The organism is Georgenia sp. G2120, assembly GCF_055326485.1.
The window spans coordinates 98,185-122,937 of sequence record NZ_JBUZNL010000009.1 but is presented as its reverse complement, the minus strand read 5'-3'; the positions used below and the strand labels follow the sequence as shown (position 1 = coordinate 122,937).

The 24,753-nt window shown below is 75.4% G+C and carries 18 protein-coding genes; 9 read left to right on the top strand and 9 right to left on the bottom strand.

Annotated features, from left to right (window positions below):
* Positions 1–17: 17 nt before the first annotated feature.
* Together ACZLMO_RS11365 and ACZLMO_RS11360 are read right to left on the bottom strand one after the other, a co-directional pair.
* Positions 18–833 (bottom strand): succinate dehydrogenase cytochrome b subunit, encoded by an 816-nt coding sequence (locus ACZLMO_RS11365; protein ID WP_463653805.1) that lies wholly within the window; start codon positions 831–833, stop codon positions 18–20.
* Positions 834–956: 123 nt separating this feature from the next.
* The gene (locus tag ACZLMO_RS11360; protein ID WP_463653804.1) at positions 957–1,589 is read right to left on the bottom strand and encodes an O-methyltransferase; all 633 of its coding nucleotides are present in this window, start codon (positions 1,587–1,589) and stop codon (positions 957–959) included.
* 351 nt (positions 1,590–1,940) lie between these two features.
* Here ACZLMO_RS11360 and ACZLMO_RS11355 point away from each other — a divergent pair, with 351 nt between their 5' ends.
* Positions 1,941–4,016 (top strand): S1C family serine protease, encoded by a 2,076-nt coding sequence (locus tag ACZLMO_RS11355; protein ID WP_425715455.1) that lies wholly within the window; start codon positions 1,941–1,943, stop codon positions 4,014–4,016.
* Between the two features lie 52 nt (positions 4,017–4,068).
* Entirely contained in the window at positions 4,069–4,530 is a 462-nt protein-coding gene (locus ACZLMO_RS11350; RefSeq protein ID WP_425715456.1) for a twin-arginine translocase TatA/TatE family subunit, read from the top strand.
* Positions 4,531–4,552: 22 nt separating this feature from the next.
* Here the strand turns inward: ACZLMO_RS11350 and ACZLMO_RS11345 are convergent, their stop codons facing one another.
* From ACZLMO_RS11345 to ACZLMO_RS11335, 3 genes are read right to left on the bottom strand one after another with little or no spacing between them, the layout of a single operon-like run.
* Positions 4,553–5,686, bottom strand: coding sequence for an Mrp/NBP35 family ATP-binding protein (locus ACZLMO_RS11345; RefSeq protein ID WP_425715457.1), 1,134 nt, complete (start codon positions 5,684–5,686; stop codon positions 4,553–4,555).
* Positions 5,683–6,312 (bottom strand): DUF1003 domain-containing protein, encoded by a 630-nt coding sequence (locus ACZLMO_RS11340; protein ID WP_425715458.1) that lies wholly within the window; start codon positions 6,310–6,312, stop codon positions 5,683–5,685. Before ACZLMO_RS11340 ends, ACZLMO_RS11345 begins: the two co-directional genes overlap by 4 nt.
* Positions 6,305–7,615: a magnesium transporter MgtE N-terminal domain-containing protein gene (locus ACZLMO_RS11335; protein WP_425715459.1), complete on the bottom strand. Its 1,311-nt coding sequence runs from the start codon at positions 7,613–7,615 to the stop codon at positions 6,305–6,307. Before ACZLMO_RS11335 ends, ACZLMO_RS11340 begins: the two co-directional genes overlap by 8 nt.
* Positions 7,616–7,768: 153 nt before the next feature.
* Between ACZLMO_RS11335 and ACZLMO_RS11330 the strand changes: the two genes are divergently transcribed.
* Both ACZLMO_RS11330 and ACZLMO_RS11325 read left to right on the top strand, forming a co-directional pair.
* Entirely contained in the window at positions 7,769–8,794 is a 1,026-nt protein-coding gene (locus tag ACZLMO_RS11330) for a YflT domain-containing protein (protein WP_425715460.1), read from the top strand.
* Positions 8,791–9,645, top strand: a complete 855-nt coding sequence (locus tag ACZLMO_RS11325) for a sugar phosphate isomerase/epimerase family protein (RefSeq protein WP_425715461.1) — start codon at positions 8,791–8,793, stop codon at positions 9,643–9,645. The genes ACZLMO_RS11330 and ACZLMO_RS11325 overlap by 4 nt, the downstream gene beginning before the upstream one ends.
* An 8-nt stretch (positions 9,646–9,653) precedes the next feature.
* Here ACZLMO_RS11325 and ACZLMO_RS11320 read toward each other — a convergent pair whose 3' ends face one another.
* Positions 9,654–11,216, bottom strand: a complete 1,563-nt coding sequence (locus tag ACZLMO_RS11320; protein WP_425715462.1) for an aminopeptidase P family protein — start codon at positions 11,214–11,216, stop codon at positions 9,654–9,656.
* A 132-nt stretch (positions 11,217–11,348) separates the two neighbouring features.
* Here ACZLMO_RS11320 and ACZLMO_RS11315 point away from each other — a divergent pair, with 132 nt between their 5' ends.
* The gene (locus ACZLMO_RS11315; RefSeq protein ID WP_425715463.1) at positions 11,349–12,215 is read left to right on the top strand and encodes a PHP domain-containing protein; all 867 of its coding nucleotides are present in this window, start codon (positions 11,349–11,351) and stop codon (positions 12,213–12,215) included.
* Entirely contained in the window at positions 12,212–12,838 is a 627-nt protein-coding gene (locus tag ACZLMO_RS11310) for a MarC family protein (protein WP_425715464.1), read from the top strand. Before ACZLMO_RS11315 ends, ACZLMO_RS11310 begins: the two co-directional genes overlap by 4 nt.
* A gap of 85 nt (positions 12,839–12,923) precedes the next feature.
* Here ACZLMO_RS11310 and ACZLMO_RS11305 read toward each other — a convergent pair whose 3' ends face one another.
* Positions 12,924–14,570: a DEAD/DEAH box helicase gene (locus ACZLMO_RS11305; RefSeq protein WP_425715465.1), complete on the bottom strand. Its 1,647-nt coding sequence runs from the start codon at positions 14,568–14,570 to the stop codon at positions 12,924–12,926.
* A 175-nt stretch (positions 14,571–14,745) separates the two neighbouring features.
* Positions 14,746–14,970 carry a DUF3107 domain-containing protein gene (locus ACZLMO_RS11300; RefSeq protein ID WP_425715466.1) on the bottom strand — a complete coding sequence of 75 codons (225 nt, stop codon included), beginning with the start codon at positions 14,968–14,970 and terminating at the stop codon, positions 14,746–14,748.
* A gap of 126 nt (positions 14,971–15,096) precedes the next feature.
* On the opposite strand from ACZLMO_RS11300, the gene ACZLMO_RS11295 reads away from it, so the two are divergent.
* The 3 genes from ACZLMO_RS11295 (at position 15,097) to ACZLMO_RS11285 (ending at position 23,338) form a co-directional block, all read left to right on the top strand.
* Positions 15,097–16,014, top strand: coding sequence for a DUF3152 domain-containing protein (locus ACZLMO_RS11295; RefSeq protein WP_425715467.1), 918 nt, complete (start codon positions 15,097–15,099; stop codon positions 16,012–16,014).
* Positions 16,015–16,196: 182 nt separating this feature from the next.
* A complete protein-coding gene (locus ACZLMO_RS11290; protein ID WP_425715468.1) occupies positions 16,197–19,670 on the top strand; it encodes a PD-(D/E)XK nuclease family protein in 3,474 nt (1,157 codons plus the stop codon).
* Positions 19,667–23,338 (top strand): UvrD-helicase domain-containing protein, encoded by a 3,672-nt coding sequence (locus ACZLMO_RS11285; protein WP_463653803.1) that lies wholly within the window; start codon positions 19,667–19,669, stop codon positions 23,336–23,338. The genes ACZLMO_RS11290 and ACZLMO_RS11285 overlap by 4 nt, the downstream gene beginning before the upstream one ends.
* Positions 23,339–23,341: 3 nt before the next feature.
* Here the strand turns inward: ACZLMO_RS11285 and ACZLMO_RS11280 are convergent, their stop codons facing one another.
* Positions 23,342–24,742, bottom strand: a complete 1,401-nt coding sequence (locus ACZLMO_RS11280; protein ID WP_463653802.1) for a phosphotransferase — start codon at positions 24,740–24,742, stop codon at positions 23,342–23,344.
* Positions 24,743–24,753: the final 11 nt, after the last annotated feature.

Below are 24,753 nucleotides of genomic sequence, written 5' to 3'. Positions count from 1 at the left end.
CCTCTGCCACGGCCACCTCATGAGATCCACCCTGCGAGCACCGAGATCGGGATGAGCGCGTTACCGACGAGCACGGCCACGGCCATGAGGCCGGCGACCGCGGCCAGGACGGCCCGGAAGCGCCGGCCCGTGGCGCCGAGGTCAGCGGCCGCGACGAAGACGCCGTGCGAGAGGTGCACGGTCAGGGCGAGCATCGTGACGATGTAGATGCCGGCCGACCACCAGCGCGAGTGCGAGGCGACGACGTTGGCATAGGCGTTCGACGTCGTCTCGGTCGCCGCCTGGAAGGTCTCGGGGGCGGCCGGCTGCGCGCCGATCGTGAGGTCGAGGATGTGGAAGACGATGAAGAACAGCAGGATCAGGCCGGTCACCGGCATGGTCCGCGCCGCGAACGACCGCGTGCCGCGCATCTTCGTCCGGCGGTGGGGGCCCCGCGCCTTCCGCCCCCGGTACCACAGCATCCCCGCGGCGACCACGTGCACGACGAGCGCGACGCTGAGCACGATCCGCAGGACCCACAGCAGGCCCTCGTGCGGCAGCACCGGGTAGAAGGCGGTGCGCAGCCAGTGCGCGTAGGAGTTGAGCGCGGCCTCGCCCTGGAAGATCTTGAGGTTGCCGAGCATATGGACGAACACGAACAGGGCGAAGACGATGCCGGTGACCGACATGCCGGCCTTGAGCACCCATGTCGGCGGCCTGGGGCGCGGTGTGCGCGGAGAGCTCCGTACCCGTCCGACATCGAGCGCCGCGTCCTCCGCGCCGGGCAGCCGCACCCCGAGCAGCTCGTCCCGCCCCTCTCTCTTGGCGCGTACCTGCTCGGTCGCCGACCCCATCGCGGCTCCTTCCGTGGACTGCTTCCACGGTAGGACAGGAGATTCTGGCTGCTCCGGGACTCCGGTCCCGGGACGGTGGTCGCCGTCAGGTGCCCGACGACGTCCGTCTGCGAGTCCTGCTCGTCAGACCCGGACGGCGGCCAGGACGCCCGTGCCGGCCGTCAGCAGGGTGGGCAGCAGGCGCTCGTCGTCCCGCACGGAGCGGACGAGCTCGCGCGCGGTGACGGTCGTGTCGTCGCGGCGTGCCGGGTCGGCGACGCGGTCACCGGCGAGCGCGCCGGAGACGACGAGGACGCCGCCGGGACGCAGGAGGCGGACGGCCTGCTCGACGCACTCCGGTGCCTCGGCCGGGTCGCCGTCGACGTGGACGAGGTCGTAGGCGCTGTCCGCCAGGCGCGGCGCCACGTCGAGCGCGCGGCCCGAGATCAGGCGGGTGCGGGCGGGACGCACGCCGAACGCGAGGAACGACTCGCGGGCCGAACGCTGGTACTCGCCCTCGACGTCGATCGTGGTGAGGACGCCGTCGGACGGCATGCCGGCGAGGAGCCAGAGGCCCGAGACCCCGGTGCCGGTGCCGATCTCGGCGACGGCCTTGGCCCGGACGGTCGCGGCGAGCAGCCGGAGGACCGCGCCCGTCCCGGCGGAGACCGGCCCGACGCCGAGCTCCTCGGAGCGCGCACGCGCCTGGGTGATGACCTCGCCCTCGGCGGCGAACTCCTCCGCGTAGGCCCACGACTGCGCCTTGTCGACCGACATCCGGTCCTCCCTTCCCACGGCACGGCGTGCCGGACTGCGTCCGATCGTAGGCGGGCGCCCCACGTGGTGCCGGGAGGCGGGCCGGGGACGGGGTGAGGGCCGGGGGTGGGAACCGGGTGCGAGGAGCGGGCCACGAGGGGGCCCGGTGGTGGTGTGAGGTCCGAGGGGGGAGACGGCTCACGACGGGCCCGGTGGTGGTGCGAGGTCCGAGGGGGAGACGGGTCACGACGGGCCCGGTGGCGGGTGTCGCCCGGGGCGGGGACCAGGCGCAGGACGGGGAGCGCTCACCGTGCGTCCGCACCCGCGGGGGCGCCCGCGGCGATACCGTAAGCCCGGACGAAGGAGGGTCACATGGCCGACGAGAGACAGTTCCCCGCCGGGCCGGGTCGAGGCGACGACGCGCAGCACCCGGACGGGCGCCAGGGCCAGGACGGCCCGACGCAGGGGGGCCCGTACTCGCGGTTCGCCCCGCCCACGGACGACGGCGACGAGCCTGGCGGCCGGCACGCCCAGGGGGCGCCCGCCGGTGACCCCGGCCCCGCCCAGCGACCGGCCAACCCGGCGCGTCCCGTGGGGATGCCGCGGGACCGCGCCGACAACGGCGACGGCCGGTGGATGCCCTCCGGTGCGCGCCAGCCGATGCCCTCGGCGCGCCCCACCGGCACCGGCACGCACGAGGTCGGTGGCCGACCAGACTCCCCGATGGCGGGGTCCCCCGAGAGCGGGGCCACACGCCCCTTCCAGGGTGCTCCCGGCGAGAGCGGCCCCACCCCCGGTGGGCCCGGAGCGGCCCCCGGTCCGTACGGGCAGGGGGCGGCCGGCTCCGCCGCCCCGGGCCCGGGGGCCACGGGACCTGGCGCTCCTGCGTACACCTCGCCGAGCAACGGCTCGGCGGCCCACGGCGTGCCCTCCGCCGGTGCACCCGGCGCGGGCAGCTCCGAGACCACCCGGCCCGCGGGGCAGCCCGAGGCGGGCCCCGGTGGGGGTTCGTCGTCGTCCTTCTCCGGCTCCGCCGGTCCCACCGCGGCGGGAGTGGGCGCGGCCGCGGCCGGTTCGGGCTCCCCGGCGTCGGCCGCCGGCGCGGCGCACCAGCCCGGGCACGGCTTCGCGGCGCCCGTCGGGTCGCCCGGTCAGCCTGACCGGTCCGGCTCCTCGTTCGGCGGGTTCGGCAGCCCGTCGGCCCCCGGCAGCGGCTTCGGTGGCGGCTCCGGTGCGGGCCCGGGTTCCGGCTTCGGCGCCGGGTCGGGCGCAGCCGGTGGCTCGGGCTACGGCGCCGACCGCAGCGCGTCCGCGGGAGACGGCGGAGGCTCCGGCCGGTCGCAGCGCCGGGGCGTGGCCGTGCCGGTCGTCGCCCTCATCACGGCGGTCGCGCTGCTGGCGGGCCTCGTGCTCGGCGCGCTCGGCGGCCGCTGGCTGCTGTGGGACGAGTCGAGCGCCGTGATCGGCGAGGACGACTCCGAGGAGTCGGATCCGCCCGAGTCCGCGAGCGGGGCGGTCGGGGTCGACCGGCCCGACGCGTCGGTCGCCCAGATCTCGGACATCGCGCTCGCCTCGACCGTCTACATCGAGGCCCGCAACGGCCAGGTCGGCGGCTCCGGCACGGGGATGATCTACTCCGAGGACGGCCTCATCGTGACGAACAACCACGTGGTCGAGCCCGCGCTGGACGGTGGCCAGCTCACCGTGACGTTCCACGACGGGACGCAGGAGGAGGCCGAGCTCGTGGGCCGCTCGCCGGGATACGACCTCGCGGTCCTCCAGGTCCCGCGCGAGGGCCTCACGCCGCTCGTGCTCGCCGACTCGGACGAGGTCGTCGTCGGCGACCTGGTCATCGCCGTCGGCGCCCCGCTCGGTCTCACCGGCACGGTGACCGCCGGGATCATCTCCGCGCGGAACCGGCCCGTCACCGCGGGCGATCCCGGCGACGAGAGCTACATCAACGCCCTGCAGACCGACGCCGCGATCAACCCCGGCAACTCGGGCGGGCCGCTGCTCAACTACGACGGCGAGGTCGTCGGCATCAACTCGGTCATCTACTCCAGCGGCGAGGGCGGCGCGGGCAGCATCGGTCTCGGCTTCGCGATCCCCGCCAACCAGGTCGAGACCACCGTCGGCCAGCTCATCGAGGACGGCACGGCCTCGTTCGCCCAGATCGGCATCAGCCTCGACCCGAGCTACTTCGGTGAGGGCGTGCGGGTCGTCGAGGACGAGGACGGCGTGGTCCCCGACGGACCGGGTGACGACGCGGGCATCGAGCCCGGGGACATCATCACCGCGTTCGACGGCACGCCCGTGACCGAGCCGTCGGAGGTGATCGTGTTCGTCCGCTCCCACCAGGGCGGTGACGTCGTCACGCTCACCATCGAGCGCGACGGCGAGGAGCAGGAGGTCGACGTCACCCTCGCAGAGGTCGAGGAACCCCTCTGACCCCTGGGGCGGGGCCGGGACCCGGGACCCGGCCCGCCTAGGATGGTGCGTCATGGGGATCAGCGGGAGCGAGCTCGTCGTCCTGCTGCTCGTGGGCTTCCTCGTCGTCGGCCCCGAGAAGCTCCCCGAGCTCTCCCGTCAGCTCGCCCGCATCGTGCGCAAGGTCGCCGCGGTCGCCCGCGACACCGGGGACAAGGTCCGTGCCGAGCTCGGCGACGACCTCGAGGATCTCAAGTCGCTCGACCCGCGCCAGTACGACCCGCGCCGGATCGTCGCCGACGCGATGAAGGAGCCTGCGCGCACCGCGGGCCGGGCCGGCACCGCTACGGGTGCCGGCTCGAGCGCCGCCGCCACGGGTTCGGCGGCGGGCGTCACGGCGACCGCGAGCTCGGGCGCGGGCCCGGGACAGTCGCGCGGGACCGGGGCAGTGTCCGCGGCCGGCGCCGATGAGCGACGCCGCCCCGACCCCTTCGACCAGGCGCGGCCGGCGCCCCACGACCCCGACGCGACCTGACCCCGTCGCCGGCCCGAGCGGGTCAGACCGGCGTGACGCCCAACGAGCGGCCGGCGAGGCCGCGCGCCCGGGTGCCCAGCGTCGCCGCGAGGTCGAGCAGGGCGCCGGTGGCGGGGGAGGATGCCGCGTCGCCGGACAGCGTGGCCGGGACGCCGGAGTCGCCGGACTCGCGGATCGCCACCTCGAGGGGCAGCTGCGCGAGCAGCGGCACGTCGTAGCCGAGGGTCTCGCTCAGCCGCGTCGCGGTCTCCCCGCCGCCGCCCGAGCCGAACAGCTCGGTGCGCGAGCCGTCCGGGCCGTCGAACCAGCTCATGTTCTCGACCACGCCGACCACCTTCTGGCGGGTCTGGGTCGCGATCGTGCCGGCGCGCTCGGCCACCTCGGAGGCCGCGACCTGCGGCGTGGTGACGACGAGGATCTCCGAGCCGGGCAGCAGCTGGGCCACGGAGATCGCGATGTCGCCGGTCCCGGGCGGGAGGTCGAGGAGCAGGACGTCGAGGTCGCCCCAGAAGACGTCGGCGAGGAACTGCTGGAGCGCGCGGTGCAGCATCGGTCCGCGCCACACGACCGGGCTGCGGTCCTGGACGAACATGCCGATCGAGATGACCTTCACGTCGTGCGCGACCGGCGGGAGGATCATGTCGTCGACCTTGGTCGGCGGCAGCTCGACCCCGAGCATGCGCGGGATGGAGAAGCCGTAGATGTCGGCGTCGAGCACCCCGACCTTGAGGCCGGTCGCCGCCATCGCGGTGGCGAGGTTCGCGGTGACCGTCGACTTGCCGACGCCGCCCTTGCCGGACGTGACCGCGTAGATGCGGGTGAGGCTGCCGGGCTTGCTGAAGGGGATCTCCGGCTCCGGCGTGCCGCCGCGGAGCTGCGTCTTCAGCTCCTTGCGCTGCTCGTCGGTCATCACGCCCATCGCGACCCGGACGCCGCTCACACCCTCGAGCGCGGCCACGGCGTTCGTCACGTCCCGGGTGATCGTGTCCTTGAGCGGGCAGCCCGCGGTGGTGAGGTCGATGCCGACCTCGACCTCGCCCGACTCCTCGATCTCGATGCTGCGCACCATCCCCAGCTCGGTGATGGGGCGGCGGATCTCGGGGTCGATCACCGTGGTCAGCTCGGCGCGGACGGTCTCGACGGTGGGGGCGGTCATGCCTCCATGGTAGGCAGCCCCGGGCCCCGATCCTGGTGGCTCTGGTCACCCGCGGGTGCGGAGTCGCCCACCGGGGGTTCGTCGTCGGACATATCGCCCCCGGCCCGGCCACGCAGCTCGGTGACCTCCCGCTCGAGCTCGACGATCCGCCGGTCGCGGTCGGCCACCTCCTCGGCGAGGAGGTCGCGCAGCTCGGAGCGGACGAAGTCGCGGGTGGCGACCTCGCCGACCGCCATCCGCAGCGAGGCGATCTCGCGGGTGAGGTACTCCGTGTCCGCGAGCGTGCGCTCCGCGCGCTGGCGATCCTGCTCGGCCGAGACCCGGTCGCGGTCCACCTGCCGGCTCTGCGCGAGCAGGATGAGCGGCGAGGAGTAGGAGGCCTGCAGCGAGAGCATGAGCGTGAGCAGGGTGAACCCGAACTCCTGGGAGTCGAACCGCCAGGCCACGGGCGCGAACGAGTTCCACACGAGCCAGACCGTGACGAACACGGTGAGGTAGACGAGGAATCGGGGCGTGCCGAAGAAGACGGCCACCGACTCGGAGACGCGGCCGACCTTGTCCGGGTCGGACGGGCGCCGCGTGAACCAGGGGCGCCGGCTGGTGGGGGTGTCGAGCCGGTCAGTCATCGGTGCGCCGCTCCTCCACGCTCTCGTCCATGGCCTCGTCGGTCACGTCCTCGTCGGCCTCGCGCCAGTCCTCCGGCAGGAGGTGGTCGAGGACGTCGTCCACGGAGACGGCGCCGAGCAGGCGGCCGTCCTCGTCCCCCACCGGCAGGGCGGTGAGGTTGTAGGTCGCCAGCAGGCGGGTGACCTTGCCCAGGCCGTCGGTCGGCAGCACCGGGTCGATGTCCTTGTCGAGGATCGTGCCCACCGGAGTGGTCGGCGGCTCGCGCAGCGCGCGCTGGAGGTGGACCACGCCGAGCAGCCGGCCCGTCGGGGTCTCGAGCGGGGGGCGGGCGATGAACGTCAGGGCGCCGAGGGCGGCCGGGACGTCGCTGCGCCGCGCGTGGGCGAGCAGGGTCGCCACGGTCGCCTCCGGCGGGAGGATGACGGGCTCGGTCGTCATCAGACCACCGGCGGTGTGCTCGTCGTAGGCCAGGAGCCGGCGCACGTCCTCGGCCTCCTCGGGCTCCATCCGCTCGAGCAGGGTCGCGGCCGTGGTCTCGGGCAGCTCGGACATGAGGTCGGCGGCGTCGTCGGGCTGCATGACGTCGAGGACGTCGGCCGCCCGCTCGAGGTCGAGCCCGGAGACGATGTGCACCCGGTCGTCCTCGCCGAGCTCCTCGAGGACGTCGGCCAGCCGCTCGTCGGGCAGGTGCCGCGCCACGTCGAGGCGCCGCTGGTCGGGCAGGTCGTGGAGGACGTCCGCGACGTCGGCCGGCTTGAGGTCGGTGAGCTGCGCGAGCAGAGACTCGGTGCCCTGGGCGAGCGCGGCGCCCGTCAGGCCGGTCACCTCGTCGATCCCGACGACGAGGGTCTCCCCGCGCTGGAAGGTCGCGCGCGGCCTGATCCGCCGCACGAACAGCTTGGTGGCGAGCCAGTCGCGGTTGCGCTGCTGCTCGATCGCGATGTCGAGGACCGACGCGTCGCCCGACCCGTCCGTCAGCGTGACGCGGCGGTCGAGCAGCTCGCCGACCACCTGGCGCTCGGCCATCCGGGCCTGGAACCGGCGCAGGTTGAGCAGCCCGGTGGTGATGACGGCCCCGGGCTCGATCGCCGTCACCCGGGTGAGGGGGACGAAGATGCGGCGCCGGCCGGGCACCTCGACCACGAGCCCGACGGCGCGGGGCGCGGCGCGGACGCGGGTGAGCAGGACGACGTCACGGACCCGTCCCACCTGGTCACCGATCGGGTCGAACACGGTGGTGCCGGCGAGGCGGGCCACGTAGACGCGCGCGACGTTGGTCGGGCGGGGCGTGGTGGCTGACACGCGTCGAAGCGTAACCGCGGCCGTGCGGGCGGCGCCGGGGACGGGCCGTGATGACGCGGGGAGCGGGGCGCGGTCACGCCGGGAGCGGAGCGTTGTTTCGCCGGGAGTGGAGCGCGGTGGCGGCCCGGCCGCGCCGGGCGGGATACTGGACCCATGTCGATCCAGAACCAGCCGCTCGGCGCGAGGGCGCTGTCGATCCCCACGGGGGTCCAGCTCGCCGCGTACTCCAGCTACGAGGATGCGCAGCGTGCCGTCGACCACCTCTCGGACACGGACCACGACGTGCGGCTCGTGTCGATCGTCGGCGAGGACCTGCGGCTCGTCGAGCGCATCACGGGGCGGCTCGACTACGGGAAGGTGGCGGGCTCCGGCGCGCTGACCGGCGCCTGGTTCGGCCTGATGATGGCGCTGGTCATGTGGCTGGTCATCGGGAACTTCGGGCTCGTCGACTTCGTCATCCCCGTGCTCGTGGGCGCGGCCTTCGGCGTGCTTCTCGGGATCGTCAGCTACGCCGTGCGCCCCAAGACCCGCGACTTCACCTCCTCGAGCACCGTGGTCGCCAAGCGGTACGTCATCATCGCCGGGCCGACCGTGGCCGACGAGATGCGTGCCGCCCTCCAGAAGGAGGGGCTGCTCGGCAACGCGCCGGCCGCCCAACAGGGTGCGGGGGCGTACGGCGCGGGGCAGGGTGCGTACGGCGTGTCCGCGCACGGGGCACCGCAGCACGCGGGCGGGCCGGCGGGCACGCAGGGTCAGGCGGGCGCGCCCGGACACGGCGGCATGCCCGGACACGCGGGCACCCCCGGGACGAGCGGGCAGCCCGACGGCGGTCAGGACGCCTGGACCCCCGGCGCGCGCGGCGAGGGTGCGACCGGCTCGCACCCCGCCGGCACCCACGACGCGGGAGCGTCGGTGCACGGGGGCCATGACGCCGGCACCCCCGCGTACGGGGCCGAACAGCCCGCGGGTGCCGAGGCCGGCGCGGACAGCGCGCCTCGTCCCGCCCCCGCCGGGTTCGAGCCGACGGCGGACGGGGCGCCCCGCTACGGCGCCCGCCTCGAGGACCTCACCCCCGACCAGCGGGCCCACGCCGAGGCCCAGCTGCGCGCGGCGGACGAGCACCGGGGGGCCGCCGAGAACCGGACGGCCCCCGACGCGGGCGGGCACGACCAGCAGTGAGCATCCCGGTCGGCCTCTCGACGGCCTCGGTGATGCCCGGGTCGGTCGAGGACACGTTCGCCCTCGCGGCCGAGCTCGGCTACGACGGCGTCGAGATCATGGTGCTCACGGCGCCGGAGTCCCGCGAGCCGCGGCTCATCAACGCGCTGTCGAAGAAGTACGGCATCCCGGTCCACGCGATCCACGCGCCCACGCTGCTGCTCACCCAGGGCGTGTGGGGCCGGGAGCCGTGGGACAAGGTCGACCGCTCGGTGGACCTCGCGGGAGAGGTCGGGGCCGGCGTCGTCGTGCTCCATCCGCCGTTCCGGTGGCAGAGGAAGTACGCCAGGCGGTTCGTCGAGGCCATCGCCGAGCGGGAGGCGGCCGGCGACGGCGTGCGGCTCGCGGTGGAGAACATGTTCACCTGGCAGGCCCAGGCCGGCGGCGCCCACCTCAAGGCCTACTCGCCGGGCTGGGACCCGACCGAGCACGACTACGGCTCGGTGACGATCGACCTCTCGCACGCGGCCACGTCCGGGATGGACGCCGACGCCACGATGTCGATGGTGCGGTCCCTGGGGGACAAGCTCGCCCACCTCCACCTCACCGACGGCACGGGCACGATCAAGGACGAGCACCTCGTGCCCGGCCGCGGCAACCAGCCGTGCGCCGAGGTCCTCCACCACCTCCGGGACACGGGGTTCTCCGGCTCGGTGGTCGTCGAGATCAACACCCGGTCCGTGTCCACGCTCCAGCGCCGCACGATGAACATGGAGTCGCTGCGGTTCGCGCGCGAGCACCTGGCGCCGGTGCGAGACGGTGCGGCGCCGGGAACGTCGTCGTCGGGGGAGTCCGGGACCTCCGGGGACTAGGCGGTCCGTCAGCCGCGCAGGGCGGCCATCCACTCCTCGATCGCCTCGGGGGTGCGCGGCAGGGCCGCCGACAGGTTCTCCACGCCGGTCTCGGTGACGAGGACGTCGTCCTCGATCCGCACGCCGATCCCGCGCATGTCCTCGGGCACCTTGAGGTCGTCGGCGCGCAGGTAGAGGCCCGGCTCGATGGTGAAGACCATCCCGGGAACGAGCTCCGCGTCGAGGTACATCTCGCGGCGGGCCTGCGCGCAGTCGTGGACGTCGAGCCCGAGGTGGTGCGACGTCCCGTGGACCATCCAGCGCCGGTGGTACTGCCCCTCCGGCTCGAGCGAGGACGCGGCGTCGACGGGCAGCATCCCCCACTCGGCCAGCCGGGCGGCGACGACCTCCATCGCCGCGGCGTGGACGTCCCGGAACCGGACCCGCGACCCGTCCTCGTTCACCCGCCCGGCCACCGCGAACGCGGCGTCGGCGGCGTCGAGCACCGCCCGGTAGACGCGGCGCTGGGGCTCGGTGAACGTGCCGTCGACCGGGAGGGTGCGCGTGACGTCGGCCGTGTAGAGCGAGTCGACCTCCACCCCGGCGTCGATCAGGACGAGGTCGCCCGCGCGCACCTCACCGTCGTTGTGGATCCAGTGCAGGGTGTTCGCGTGGTTGCCGGCGGCGGCGATCGTGTCGTACCCGATGCCGTTGCCGTCGAGCCGCGCCCGCGCGGCGAACGCGCCCTCGACGATGCGCTCGCCCCGCGCGTGCCCGGACGCGCGCGGAAAGGACCGGACGACGTCCTCGAAGCCCCGCGCGGTGGCCGCGACGGCCGCCCGCAGCTCGCCGACCTCCCAGGAGACCTTGACGAGCCGGAGCTCCGAGAGTCGCTCGGTCAGCTCGGCGTCGACCGTCTCGGTCCCCGTGAGCCCCGCCTGCGCGCGCACCTGGTCGACGAGCTCGGTGACGGCCTGGTCGGCCCCGCGCACGAGCCGGACCTGGACCTGGCCGACCCCGGCGTCCTTCGCCAGGTCGTCGCGCAGGGTGTCGATGTGGGCCGTGCGCAGGCCGGTGGCCGCCGCGACCTCCTCGAGGGAGGGGCGCTCGCCGACCCACAGCTCGCCGTACCGGGCGTCCGCGTAGAACTCCTCGGTGTCCTTGCCGGCGCGTGGGCGGAAGTAGAGGACGGCCTCGTGGCCGGCGGTCGAGCCGTCCTCGCCCGCCTCGGCCGGGTGCAGCACGAGCACGGAGTCCGGCTCGGTCGCCGATCCCCAACCCGTGAGGTGGGCGAACGCCGAGTGCGCCCGGAAGATGTAGTCGGTGTCGTTGCTCCGCACCCGCAGGTCGCCGCCGGGCAGCACGAGGCGCTCGCCGGGCAGGTCGAGCGAGAGCGCCGCGCGGGCCGTGGCCGCCGTCGCCGCCGAGGCCAGCCGCTCCGGGAGCGGCGACTCCCGCTCCTCCCACCCGTCCGCGATGAAGGCGCGGAACGCCGCCGAGCTCGGCCGCTGCGACCGGTTCGACCCCCGGTCCTCGACCGGCTGGTCGTCGGTGGGCGTGGTCGTCGGGTGCTCATCGGCAGCGGTCGTCATGCGCTCATCGTCCCACCGCCGTCAGGTGGCCGGGAACGGGGCCGGCCGCCGGTGACGGGCCCCGGCCCCGCCGTCCCCCGGTGAGGAGCGACGGCGTCGGACCGGCCGCGGCGCGCCTCGTACACTCCGTCCGTGACGACGACGCGCATCGACCCCCACACCCACTCGTCGGTGTCGGACGGGACCGAGACCCCGGGCGAGCTGGTGGCCGCGGCGGCGCGGGCGGGGATCGACGTCCTCGGCCTCACCGACCACGACACGACCGCCGGCTGGTCGGAGGCCGTCGCCGCCGCGCAGGTCCACGGTGTCGCGCTCCTACGCGGCATGGAGATCTCCACCCAGTTCGAGGGGCGCTCGGTCCACCTGCTGTCCTACCTCCACGACCCGGTGAACCCCGCGCTCCTCGAGCGCACCGAACGGGCCCGCAGCTCGCGCGTGGAGCGGGCCCGGGAGATGGTCGAGCGCATCGCCGTCGACTTCCCCATCACCTGGGAGGACGTCCTCGCGCAGGTCACGGACGGCGCCACCGTCGGCCGTCCGCACATCGCCGACGCCCTCGTCGCCGCCGGGCACGTCCCCGACCGCGACGCCGCCTTCGCCCCCGGCGGCCCCTGCGCCAACCGGACGAGGTACTACGTCCCGCACTACGCCCCCGACGTCCGTGAGGCGATCGAGCTCGTCCGCGGCGCCGGGGGAGTGCCGGTGATGGCGCACCCGGGGGCCGTCCGCGGTCGCGCGCTCCCGGAGGCAGGCATGCGCGGGGCGATCGAGGCCGGCCTGCTCGGCCTCGAGGTCGACCACCTCGACCACGACGACGACACGCGCACCGCCCTGCGCGCCCTCGCCGAGCGCCTCGACCTCGTCGTCACGGGCAGCTCCGACTACCACGGCACCGGCAAGTCCAACCGCCTCGGGGACCACCTCACGGCGCCCGACCAGCTTGCGCGCATCGTCGCCGCCGGCACGCTCCCGCTCGTGGTCCCGGGGAACGCCGGATGAGCGGCGTGGTCGACTGGACGATCCTGCTGTCCACGTTCGTCACGCTGTTCGTCATCATGGACCCGGTGGGCAACCTGCCCATCTTCCTCTCCCTCACCTCGACGATGACGGTCAAGGAACGTCAGCGTGCCGCGTTCCTCGCCACCTCGGTCTCGTTCGGGGTGATCGGGGCGTTCGCCGTCGGTGGGCCCTACATCCTCGAGTTCCTGGGCATCACGGTGCCGGCGCTCCAGCTCGCGGGCGGCCTGCTCCTGCTCCTCGTCGCGATGCAGCTGCTCACCGGCGCCGCCGAGGAACCCGGGCCGTCCGGGTCCGGTGCCGCCGTCGCGCTCGTCCCCATGGGCACGCCGCTCATGGCCGGGCCCGGGTCGATCGTCGCGGCGATGCTCGCGGTGCAGCAGGCGGACACGGCACCCACCCTGGTCGGCGTGGCGATCGGCATCGTCGCCGTCCACCTCGTCATCTGGCTGTCCCTGCGGTTCTCCAGCATCGTCCACCGCGTGCTGGGGGCGTCCGGGACCACGCTCGTTACCCGCCTGTCCGGCATGCTGCTCGCCGCCATCGCTGTCCAGCTCATGGCCACGGCGACGTTCGCGTTCGTCGACATGTACCTGGGTCGGTAGGACCGGGCACGACGACGACGACGCCCGCCCGGTGGTCCCGGGCGGGCGTGGTCGGGGCGGCGAACCGCCGAGTGGGGATCCTTCGTCAGTCGCTGGACGAGGCGGGGGCTGCGGAGCCCGACCCGTCGCCGCCCGAACCGCCGGTGCGACGACGACGGCGCCGCCGCGGACGACCCGAGCCGCCCTCGCCGGAGCCCTCGGACCGGGTGCCGCCGGAGCGCTCGGAGCGCGACCGGCCCTCGCCGCCGGAGCGACCGCCACCGTTCCGGCCGCCGGAGCGGTCGCCACCGGAGCGGCCACGGCCGCCGCCGGACCGGGCGCTCTGGCGCGAGCCGGCGGACTTGCCGGTCTCGCCGAGGTCCTCGACCTGCTCGGCGTCGAGCCCCGCGCGGGTGCGGGCGGAGCGGGGCAGGGTGCCGCCGGTGCCCTCGGGGATGTCGAGGTCCGCGTAGAGGTGCTCGGAGGTGTGGTACGTCTCGGGCGGCTCGGCCAGGCCGAGGCCCAGCGCGTTGTTGACGACCGACCAGCGGGGGATGTCGTCCCAGTCGACGAACGTCACCGCGGTGCCGGAGTTGCCCGCGCGGCCGGTGCGGCCGATGCGGTGGAGGTAGATCTTCTCGTCCTCGGGGCACTGGTAGTTGATGACGTGCGTGACGTCGTCGACGTCGATGCCGCGGGCCGCCACGTCGGTGGCCACGAGGACGTCGACCTTGCCGGTGCGGAACGCGCGCAGCGCCTGCTCGCGGGCGCCCTGGCCGAGGTCGCCGTGGATGGACGCGGAGGCGAACCCGCGGTCGGCGAGGTCGTCGGCCACCTTGGCGGCGGTGCGCTTGGTGCGCGTGAAGACGATCGTCAGGCCGCGCTCGCGGGCCTGGAGGATGCGCGCGAGCATCTCGACCTTGTTCATCGCGTGCGCGCGGTAGACGACCTGACGGATGGCCTTGACGGTCGCACCCGTGTCGTCGGGGTCCTGCGCACGGATGTGGGTGGGCCGCGTCATGTACCGCCGAGCCAGCGAGACGACGGCGCCCGGCATCGTGGCCGAGAACAGCATGGTGTGGCGGTTCGCGGGGGTCCGCGAGAGCAGGGTCTCGACGTCGGGCAGGAAGCCGAGGTCGAGCATCTCGTCGGCCTCGTCGAGGACGACCGTGGACACCGAGCTCAGGCGCAGCACCTTCTGCTTGAGCAGGTCGATGAGGCGGCCCGGCGTGCCGACGACGACCTCGACGCCGGCCTCGAGCGCGGCGATCTGCGGCTCGTAGGCGCGGCCGCCGTAGACCTGGACGATCCGCACGGACCGGCGGCGCGAGGCGGCGACGAGGTCCTCGGCGACCTGCTTGGCGAGCTCGCGCGTGGGGACCACGACGAGGCCCTGCGGGGCGCCGGGGTCGAGCAGCTCGTCGTACCCGTCCTCGCCGGGGGCGACCGTGTGCTGGAGCAGCGGGATGCCGAAGCCGAGCGTCTTGCCGGTACCGGTCTTGGCCTGCCCGATGATGTCCGCGCGCTTGAGCGCGACCGGCAGCGTGAGCGCCTGGATGGGGAACGGGTGCGTGATCCCGACGTCGCGCAGGGCGCCGGCGATCGGCTCGGCCACGCCGATGTCGGCGAAGGTCTGCTCGACCGCGGCGGGCACGGTGCCGGCGTCGGTGATGTCGGGGGTGGCGGCGTCGATCTCGACGGGCGCGTGGGCGCCGGAGACGTCGACGACGCCGGAGGTGGCAGCGGTGGTCATGATCCTTCTTCGGTCGATCGGTGGGCGCCGGTTGGCGCGGGCAGCCGATCGCACACGAGGCAGGGCGCAGAGAGGCGCCCGAGGATTCACAAGGACAGCGACCGGTCATGCCGGGACGGGACCGACCATACTCCCCGCGCCGCCGAGGGGCGGGCGCGGGGGAGTGGCACCGGACTCAGCTGAGGCCGAACCCCACGCGGCGGTCCTCGACCGCGCCGATCTCGATGTGGCCGATCGCGGCGGCGGGGACGAGGTAGCGCTTGCCCTTGGAGTCTGTGACGTCGAGCGGCGCGTCCGTGGCGAGCGCCTCGCGGACCGACGCGACGAACGCGTCCTCCTCGGAGTCGATCTCCACGACGACGTCGCGCATGCTCGCCCGCATACCAATCGTGACCTGCATGGATGTCCCTCCGTCCGGCCCGCTGCGGCGGGCCTCGAGCGTGCGTGCGTGGCACCGTGACGGTGCCCCGACATCGTAAGCACGCTCACTGACAACGGTGGCGGCGGGCTGCCAGGATGGACGACGATGTCCACCTCCAGACGACGTTCGACGCTCCTCGGCGCCCTCGGGTGCGCCGCGCTGCTGACGGCTCCGGTCCTCTCCTCGCCCCTGACGGGCGCGGCGCCGGCCGTCGGGGCACACGCCTCCGACCCCGCCGCCGTCACCGCGCACGCCCCCGCGCGAGGCGCGGGCGCCCGGGACACGACAGCCCAGGACACCACCGTCGCGAACGACTCCGACGCGTCGGGCACGCCCGTGCTCTCCCCCCTCCTGCCCGACGACGACGACGATCCCACCCTCTTCGAGCTCGTCCGGCTCCCCGAGACCGCGCGGTCCGCCGCCGACGACCTCCCCGAGGGCGTGGACGAGGACGCCTACGCCGCCGGCATCCGGGGCGACCTCGCGGGCGCGGAGGGCTCCGGCTCGCTGCGCGTCGTCGAGGGCGCCGAGCCGGCCCCCCGCGAGGCGGAGCACACCTACCGGGTGCGGGTCGAGGTCGAGCGCGGCCTCCCGATCGACCGCGAGGCGTTCGCGGACTACGTGATGACCACGCTCAACGACGACCGCGGCTGGGGCCACGACGGCTCGGTCGCGTTCGAGCGGGTCGACGACGCGGACGCGGACTTCGGCGTCACGCTCGCGGACGGCCCCCTGAGCATCGAGCTGTGCGAGCCGCTCGACGTGGGCGGCATCTACTCGTGCGGCCGCAACGGCCGCGCCGTGCTCAACGCCGACCGGTTCGGGGAGTCGATCGAGCCGTTCCTCGAGGCCGGGGGCACGCTGCGGCAGTACCGGGAGTACCTCGTCAACCACGAGGTGGGCCACCTCATCGGGCACCAGCACGTCGACTGCCCGGCCCCCGGGGAGCCCGCGCCCGTCATGGTCCAGCAGTCGATCAGTCTCCAGGGCTGCGTGCCGAACGCCTGGGCCGCCGAGGAGTAGACGCCCGCGCGGATCCGGCCGGGAGGCCGGACCGGGTGTGCGCCCGCGGGCCTGATCGCGGACGGCGTCCTGGGCTCCGCGTGGGCCCGGACGTGGACGGCTCCTCGAGCTCCCTGACCGTCCGTGCGCGGACCGCCCCTCGGGCGCGCCCGGATGTCGGACCTGCGTGGTTGCATGTCCGCATGCCCTCCCCGGTCCGTCCTCGGCTGCGCCTCGACACCGCCCCGGAGGCCGCCGAGGTCCCGCTCGCACCGGCGGCCCGCGCGGTGGCGGACGAGGTCGCATCCGGTGCCGGCCCGCACCTCCTCGTGCTCGGCGCCCCCGGCTCGGGGCGCACCACGCTGGCGGTGCGGACGGTCGTCGAGGCCGCCCGCGCCGGACGGCGGGTCGCGCTCCTCAGCCCGTCGCGCCGGGTCGCCGGCCGGCTGCGGGACGAGGTCGCCCGCCGCGCCGGTGCGCACGACGACGCGGTGCAGGTCGTCACGCCGACCTCCTTCGCGTTCGCCCTCCTCAGGCAGCACGCCGCCTACTGGGGCGGCGCCGAGCCCGCACTCCTGTCCGGGCCGGACGAGGACGGCATCCTCGCCGAGCTCCTCGAGGGCCACGCCTCGGGCGAGGTGCGCGGGCCGGGCTGGTCGGACTCCGTCCCCCAGGAGGCCCTCGCCCTGGACGCGTTCCGCCACGAGCTGCGCGACATCCTCGCCCGGGCCGGCGAGCTCGCCCTCGAGCCGGAGGACCTGCGCCTGCTCGCCGCGCGGCACGACCGCCCCGCCTGGTCCGCCGTGGCCGCGGTCCTCGAGGAGTATCGCGAGACCCTCGGGCACCAGGACGACCCGGACGACGCCCCGACCCTTGGCGGCCGCGGGGCGGAGCGTCGCTTCCGGCGGTACGACTCCGCGCGCCTGGTGGACGAGGCGGCGCTCGTCCTCGCCTCGTGGCACCTTCCGCCGATAGGCGTGCGCGCCTCGGCGACCGACGTGCCGCAGACGCCGAGGTGGGACCTCGTGGTGGTCGACGACTACCAGGACGCCACGCGCTCGACCGCCCGGCTCCTGCGCGTCCTCGTGCGGGACGGCGCCCGGCTCGTCCTGCTCGGCGACCCGGACGTGGCCGTGCAGACCTTCCGCGGCGGCAGCCCCTCGCTCGTGCGCGAGGCGACGGCGGGGTACGCCGACGGCGGCTTCGGGGCCGAGGTCCGGCTCCTGCCCGAGGTGCACCGCGGCACGCCCGCGCTCCGGTCGGCCGTAGCCCGGCTCGCTGAACGGCTCCCCGCCGGGGGACCGGGCGTGGCCCGACGCCGATCGCACGTCGCCGGTGCGGACCGTGATGCGGCCGGTGCCGCGCGCGGTCGCCGTCCGGTCGCCGCGGCCGGAGGTGTGGCGGCAGACGATGCGCCGGCCTTTGGCCCGCCGGTCGAGGTGCTCACGCTGGGCTCCGCGGCGATCGAGGCCGACGCGATCGCGGACGCCGTGCGGCACGCGCACCTCGTCGACGCCGTGCCCTACGCGCGGTGCGCCGTCATCGTGCGGACGAGCGGGCAGGCGAGCGCGATCCGGTCCCTGCTCGGGGCCCGCCGAGTCCCGGTCTCGCCGGGCCGCCTTGGTGCGCTGCGCGACGAGCCGGCCGTCCGCCCGCTGCTCGCCGCCGTACGCGCCGCCGCGGAGGGCCCGACGGGCGCCGCCCTGCGCGACCTCATGCTCTCGCCCGTCGGCGGGGCCGACCCGGTCACGCTGCGCCGGCTCATGCGCACCCTGCGGGCGGCCAGCGAGGCCCGGGGCGGCGCGATCGACTCCGACACCGTGCTCCTCGAGGCCACCCGGGCGGTCGAGACCGGCGGCGTCGCGGCGCTGCCCGGATCGATGCCCGCGCCCTTGACCGACCCGCTCGAGCGGGTCGCCCGCGTGATCGTCCGGACCCGCGAGGCGCTGGCCGGCGGCGCGGGACCGACGCCGATGCTGTGGGCCGCCTGGGACGCGTCCGGGCTGGCCGAGCCGTGGCAGTCCCGGGCCATCGAGGGCGGTGCCGGCGCCGCGCAGGCGCACGCCGACCTCGACGCCGTCCTTGCCCTGTTCTACGCGGCCGAACGGTACGAGTTGCGCGGCGCGGGCGCCGGCGCGCTCGGGTTCGTCGACCGGATCGAGAGCCGGAAGGTCGCCGAGGACACGCTCGCGGCGCAGTCCGGTCGCCGCGACCTCGTCGAGGTGCTCACGCCCGCGCAGGCGGCGGGGCAGGAGTGGGACCTCGTCGTGGTCGCCGGACTGCAGGAGGACGTCTGGCCGGACCTGCGCCGGCGCGACACGATCCTCGGCAGCCAGGCACTCGTCGACGTCGTCACCGGCCGCGGCGACGGCGCCGACCGCTGGACCGAGGCGCGCAAGGAGGTCCGTGACGACGAGCTGCGCCAGCTCGTCCTCGCGGCCTCGCGGGCCACCACCCGGCTCCTCGTCACCGCGGTCGACGGCCCCGACTCGGGCCCCTCGCTCTTCCACGAGCTGCTCGCGAAGGACGCGGCCGGGCCCGGCGAGGAGGGGCATGACCACGGCGGAGCCGACGCCGTCGAGGACGCCGCGGCCGGCCGTCCCGGAGAAGCGGGCGGGAGCGGCGGGTCCACGTCCGCTGCACCGGGACGGACGACGGCGGGCCAGGCGGGACGTTCGTCGTCGGGCGCCGTCCCGGGTTCCGGCCCCCGCCCGGCGGACCGTGAGCAGCTCGTCGCCCGGGACCTGCGCGAGCTCGTCGCGCGGCTGCGCCACCGACTCACCGCCGACCCCGGCGACGCCGACGCCGCCCGGGTCCTCGCCCGGCTGCGGGCCGAGGGCGTGGCCGGCGCGGACCCGCGGGGCTGGGCGCTGGCCCACGAGCCGACCACCGACGCGCCGCTGCGTTCCGGGGACGAGCCCGTCACCGTCAGCCCGTCCGCGATCGAGTCCGTCACCACCTGCGGACTCAGGTGGGCGCTCACCCGGTTCGGCGGGCGCGGCGCCGACTCCGGCAGCCAGGCGCTCGGCACGCTCGTCCACGAGATCGCCGAGCAGCACCCGCACGGGACGCACGACGAGCTCCGCGCCGCCCTCGACGCCCGCATGGACGAGCTCGAGCTGGGAGAGGGGCTCGCGGCCGACCAGGAGCGAGCCAAGGCCGAGCGGCTCATCGAGAAGCTCGCGCAGTACACGGCGACCGACGCCGAGGTCAGGACCGAGGTCGACGTCGACGTGGTGGTGGGCGACGCCCGCATCAAAGGGCAGATCGACCGGCTCGAGACCCAGTCGGACGGCCGGGTCGTCGTCGCCGACCTCAAGACCGGCAACCACATCTCCCAGGCCGAGGCGGACCAGCACGCGCAGCTCGGCGCCTACCAGGTGGCCCTGCTCGAGCAGCACCGCAGGGGCGAGGGCCCCGAGCCCGCCGGTGCCCGGCTCGTCTACCTGGGGACGAGCAACGTTACGGTCGCCAAGCGGGAGCAGGAGGCCCTCGGCGCGCCGGAGGGCACGTGGGCGCACGAGCTGATCGGGCAGGCGGTCACCGAGATGTCGGGGTCCGCCGTCCACGTGCGGACCAACAAGTACTGCGGGTTCTGCGAGGTCAGGACGTCGTGCCCGTTGCAGACCTCGGGCCGGCGCGTCGGCGGGGACGGGACCACGGAGGAGAGCACATGAGCACCCACGGAGCGCACGGGCACGGGGCCGGCGACGCGTCGGGCGCGGGTGCGGCGTCGAGCGAGGGTGCGGCCTCCGGGACGAGCCCGACGTCGGAGACCGCCGTGACGCCGGAGGACACCGCCCGGCTCCTCGGCAGCCGGTACCTGCCCACCGCCGAGCAGGCGGCCGTCATGGCGCACCCGATGGAGCCACAGCTTGTGGTGGCGGGCGCGGGCTCGGGGAAGACCGAGACGATGTCGCTGCGCGTCGTCCACCTCGTCCACGCCGGGCTCGTGCGTCCCGACCAGGTCCTCGGCCTCACGTTCACCCGCAAGGCGGCCGGTGAGCTCGACGTCCGCCTGCGCGAGCGGCTCGGCACGCTGCGGCGGGCGCTCGGGCAGCGGCGGACCGAGCCGCGCGACGACCTCGAGGCCGAGCGCCCCGAGGTCAGCACGTACGACTCGTTCGCCGGCGCGATCTACAAGGACCACGCCCTGCGCCTCGGCCTGGACCCCACCGCGCGGCTCATCACCGCGGCCGAGACCTACGAGCTCGCGCACCGGGTCGTCGCGGGGTGGACGGGCCCGCTCGTGCACGGCGCCGACGCCGCGCTGTCCACCCTCGTCAAGGCGGTGCTCTCCCTCGACGCGGAGATGACCTCGCTGCTCGCCTCGGACCTCACCCCCCGGCTGCTCCGGGAGGAGCTCGAGGCCACCGCGTCGACCCTGCTCGAGGCCCCCGTGTCCGGCCGCAAGAAGGGCCCGAGCAAGGAGGTGAAGGACGTCGCCACGAGCCACCTCGCCCGGGTCGAGCTCCTCGAGATGGTCGAGGCGCTGCGGGCGGAGCGGCGGGCGACCGGCGTGGCCACGTTCGCCGACATCGCCGACGCCGCCCGCCGGATCGTCACGGAGATCCCCGAGGTGCGCGACGAGCTGCGCGCGCGGTACCGGCTCGTCCTGCTCGACGAGTACCAGGACACCTCCGTGGCCCAGACGGACCTCCTCGCTGCGGCGTTCGGCGGCGGGTGGCCCGTGACGGCGGTGGGCGACCCGCACCAGTCGATCTACGGCTGGCGCGGCGCCTCGGCGGCGGCCCTCGACGAGTTCCCCGAGCGGTTCGGCGGCGCCGAGCCCGCCACCGTGCGGAGCCTCGCGGTGTCCTGGCGCAACGACCACGCGATCCTCGACGTCGCCAACGCCGTGGCCGCGCCCCTGCGGTCCGGCGCCGGCCGGGACCTGCCCACGCTCGGCGCGCGGCCCGGTGCGGGCGTAGGCACCGTCCTCGGCGCCTGGTTCCCGACCGACGTCGACGAGGCGGAGGGGCTCGCGCACGCGCTCCGGCAGCGCTGGTACGAGCCGTTCCTCGCCGCCGAGGCCGCAGAGCCGGGCACGGGCCCGACGGCGGCGGTCCTCACCCGGACGAACGCCCAGCTCGCCCTGCTCGAGGACGCGCTGCGGCTCGAGGGCGTGCCGTGCCGGATCGTCGGCGTCGGCGGCCTGGTCACGCGCCCCGAGATCCTCGACGTGCGGGCGGCACTCGCCGTCGCGGTCGACCCCACGCGCGGCGACCAGCTCGTCCGGCTCGTCACCGGGCTCGGGCTGGGGCTGGCCGACCTGCGGACCCTGTGGGCGTGGGCCGGGCACATCGCCCGGCTCGGGCTGCGGCAGGGCGCGGAGGCCGGTGCCGACGGCTCGGGTTCCGACGGTGCCGCGGCGGGCGCGGTGCCGGTCGACGGTCCCGGTGGGGCCGCCGGGGTCGGGCCGGGTTCCGGTGCGGACGCGAGCGACGCAGGCGCCGACCGCGACGAGTCCGCCATCGACCCGCGCCAGGAGCAGTCGCTCGCCGAGGCGATCGACCACCTGCCGCGCGACGCGTTCGCCTCGGCCGGGCACGAGCTCACCGAGGCGGCGCGGGGCCGGCTGACCGAGCTGTCGCGGGCGCTGGCGCGCATCCGGTCCGCCGTGCGACTTCCCGTCCACGACGCCGTCGGCGTGGCGGTCGAGGCGCTCGGGCTCGACCTCGAGGTCGTCGCGGCGTCCACCGAGGACCCGGCGACCGCCCGGGCGGGCCTCGACGAGCTCGTCCGCATCGCCCGGACGTACGCCGCAGGTGTCGACGGCGCATCGGTGGCCGGCTTCCTCGGCTACCTCGACCGCGCGGAGGAGCAGGAGAACGGCCTCGGGGACGCGCCGGACGGCACGGAGGCCGAGGACGCGCAGCGCGGCGTCGTCGAGCTGCTGACGATGCACCGGTCGAAGGGACTCGAGTGGGACGTCGTGGCGATCCCGAGCCTCTCGCTGAAGTCGTTCCCCAAGGTCGACGGGTCGACGAGGGACGGGCCCGAGGCATGGGTCCCGACAGCGTCCGCGTGGCTCACGGACAAGGGCAAGCTCCCGGCGAGCGTCCGCGGCGACGCCGACCGGCTGCCGCAGCTCGAGCTCACGGGCGCCGTCGACCAGCACGGGATGGACGACGCGATCGAGGAGTTCAAGCGGGCGGCCGGGCAGCACGCCCTGACCGAGGAGCGCCGCCTCGCCTACGTCGCCGTCACCCGCGCGCGCAGCGAGCTGCTGCTCACCTGGGCGAGCTTCACCAAGGAGACGACGACGGAGCGGTTCCGCTCGCCGTTCCTCGACGAGGCGGTCGACACCGGCGCGGTGGTGGCGCTCGAGGACCACGTCCTCGACCGGCCCGAGGACGCCCCCACCGAGAACGCGCAGATCGGCCGTGTCCGCGCGGGCACCTGGCCGCTCCCGCCCGAGCAGCAGGGAGCCGCGGCGCGCCGCAGCCGGGCCGCCGCCCACGCTGTGGAGGCGGCCGCCGCGGGGCCGACCGACCTCGACGACGGCGCGGACGCCTCGCGCTGGGACCGGGCGGCCGCGCTGCTGCTCGCCGAGCGCGACGAGCTGCGCGCGCGCCGGGGCGAGGTGCCGCTCGGCGAGCACCTCGCCGCGACCGGCCTGGTCTCGCTCGCGAGCGACCCGGAGTGGTTCGCGCGCCAGATCCTCCGGCCGATCCCCCGGGCGCCGCGCCGCGAGGCCGACCTCGGCACCCGCTTCCACGAGTGGGTCGAGCACCGGTTCGAGGCGGAGGTCCTCACCGGGCTCGTCCCGTACCTCGACGACGCCGAGCGCGGCGCACTCGGCCTCGACCCGGACGTCGGGGACGCGGACTCGCTGCTCGGGGGTCTCGCCGGGTCGACCGGATCGGCGGACGGTGCCCGGGCGGGCGGCAGCGCCGGGGCGGACGGCGAGGACCCGGTGGCGACCTCAGCGGCGCCGGACGACGAGCGCGAGCTCCGCCGGCTCCAGGAGGCATTCGAGTCCTCCGCGTGGGGGAGCCGCCGGCCCACCGCGGTGGAGGAGCCCGTCGAGGTCCGGGTCGGCCCGGTCGTGCTCCGGTGCCGGATCGACGCCGTCTACGCGAACGACGACGGCACGGTCGAGATCGTCGACTGGAAGACGGGGCGCGTGCCCGGGGTGAAGGATCGGGCGGCGAAGCTCCTGCAGCTCGACGTCAACCGGCTCGCCTGGTCGCGCGCGAAGAACGTCCCGATCGAGGACGTGCGCGCACACCTGTACTACGTGCTGCACGCCGAGACGATCCCGGCGCGGACCGACGGCGAGGCCGAGGTCGAGGCACGGATCAGGTCAGCGATCGAGAACGGGGTGCGGATCGGCGGGTAGGAGTCAGATCTCGCGGCCCTCGCGCCGCCACTGCTCGTACTCCTCGGTGAGATCGGCCGTCGCGGCCGTCGGCTCCGGCACGCCGGGCGTCTCCGTGGGCTCGCCCGGGTGGACGTCGAACGCGGGCCACGCCTCGGTGTCGAGCCGCGCCTCCGAGCCGTCGTCGCGGGGAGCGGGCGCGTCGCCTCCCCGGTGCGCGTCGTCGTCGGGGCCCGTGCCGTGGCCGGCCCCGTCCTCACCGGGCTCGGGCCAGAACGACTCCCCGGCGTCGGCCGCCGCGTCGTCGTCGACCCGGCCGTGCCCCCACGGGTCGTCGTCGGTCCCGCCGTCGTGGCCGTGCTGCGTGGGATCGTCACCGTGCGCGTCGGACCCGACCCCGTTCCCGGGCCCCCCGGCCGCGGCGGCGCCCGCCAGGGACGAGCCGGAGGAGGCCGAGCCCGAGGAGGCCGAGCGGCCGAGGTGCTCGCGCATCTCGGCGCCGATGGACGGGGCGTCGGCGACGTCGCGCGCGAGCTCGCCGAGCATCTCCCGGGCGTCGCCGACCACCGCGTCGTCCTTCGTGCGCAGCCCGAACATCAGCCACCGGGTGAGCAGCAGCTCCGACGCGAGCTGGGCGCGGTCGAGGAGGAACGGGTCCTCCGGCGCCGCCGTGTGCCGGGCGTAGGACGCGAGGACGTCGTCGACGCTGTCGGGCTCGACGGACGTGACGAGCCAGGCGAGGTCCTCGGCCGGGTCGCCCACGTGGGCGTCCCCGAACTGGGACATCGCGACCACGCGGTCCTCGGACGCGCGCACGAGCTCGGCGTCGAGGTCGCCGTGGACGACCGTCGTGGCGGCGGGCCACAGGTCGTCCGACTCGAGGGCCGACTCCCAGCGGTGGACGAGCTCGGCGGGCAAGTGGCGGGTGCGGGAGGCCTCGTCCACCTCGGTGAGCCGGCGCGCACGGTAGGCCGCCATGTCGTAGACGGGCAGGCCGGCGCTGCCGACGAGGTCGGTGTCGAGGGAGTGCAGCGCGGCGAGGGCGCGGCCGAGGTGCTCGGCGAGCGCCGGGCTCTCCTCGACGTCGCGGGGGTCGATCGCGCGGCCGGGCAGCTCGCGGGAGACCATGGCGCGGCCGCCCTCCGGGAGGACAGTGAAGCCGGCGGGCCGCTCGACGTCGAACGGCAGCTCCCCGGCGTCGACCCGCTCGCCGAGCCGCTCGAGCAGGGCGACCTCGCCCTCGAGGGACGCGCCCGCCGCCGCGGTGCGCGGCATCCGGACCACCCAGTGGCGACCGCGGGCGTCGAGGACACCCGTGGTCTGGAAGTCGGTGGTGGTGCGGACCGGGGGTCGGGTGGCCACCACGTCGAGCCCCGGCACAGCCAGGGTCGCGAGCGCAGCCAGAGCGATGGGCGAGCGAGTCACGCGCCCACGTT

Excerpts from the sequence above, each read along its gene's own strand:
- ACZLMO_RS11350 (WP_425715456.1), top strand. The coding sequence starts at position 4,069 with ATGGGGATCAGCGGGAGCGAGCTCGTCGTCCTGCTGCTCGTGGGCTTC.
- ACZLMO_RS11310 (WP_425715464.1), top strand. The coding sequence starts at position 12,212 with ATGAGCGGCGTGGTCGACTGGACGATCCTGCTGTCCACGTTCGTCACG.
- ACZLMO_RS11330 (WP_425715460.1), top strand. The coding sequence starts at position 7,769 with ATGTCGATCCAGAACCAGCCGCTCGGCGCGAGGGCGCTGTCGATCCCC.
- ACZLMO_RS11290 (WP_425715468.1), top strand. The coding sequence starts at position 16,197 with ATGCCCTCCCCGGTCCGTCCTCGGCTGCGCCTCGACACCGCCCCGGAG.
- ACZLMO_RS11360 (WP_463653804.1), bottom strand. The coding sequence starts at position 1,589 with ATGTCGGTCGACAAGGCGCAGTCGTGGGCCTACGCGGAGGAGTTCGCC.
- ACZLMO_RS11355 (WP_425715455.1), top strand. The coding sequence starts at position 1,941 with ATGGCCGACGAGAGACAGTTCCCCGCCGGGCCGGGTCGAGGCGACGAC.
- ACZLMO_RS11295 (WP_425715467.1), top strand. The coding sequence starts at position 15,097 with ATGTCCACCTCCAGACGACGTTCGACGCTCCTCGGCGCCCTCGGGTGC.
- ACZLMO_RS11345 (WP_425715457.1), bottom strand. The coding sequence starts at position 5,686 with ATGACCGCCCCCACCGTCGAGACCGTCCGCGCCGAGCTGACCACGGTG.
- ACZLMO_RS11365 (WP_463653805.1), bottom strand. The coding sequence starts at position 833 with ATGGGGTCGGCGACCGAGCAGGTACGCGCCAAGAGAGAGGGGCGGGAC.
- ACZLMO_RS11300 (WP_425715466.1), bottom strand. The coding sequence starts at position 14,970 with ATGCAGGTCACGATTGGTATGCGGGCGAGCATGCGCGACGTCGTCGTG.
- ACZLMO_RS11340 (WP_425715458.1), bottom strand. The coding sequence starts at position 6,312 with ATGACTGACCGGCTCGACACCCCCACCAGCCGGCGCCCCTGGTTCACG.
- ACZLMO_RS11305 (WP_425715465.1), bottom strand. The coding sequence starts at position 14,570 with ATGACCACCGCTGCCACCTCCGGCGTCGTCGACGTCTCCGGCGCCCAC.
- ACZLMO_RS11320 (WP_425715462.1), bottom strand. The coding sequence starts at position 11,216 with ATGACGACCGCTGCCGATGAGCACCCGACGACCACGCCCACCGACGAC.
- ACZLMO_RS11285 (WP_463653803.1), top strand. The coding sequence starts at position 19,667 with ATGAGCACCCACGGAGCGCACGGGCACGGGGCCGGCGACGCGTCGGGC.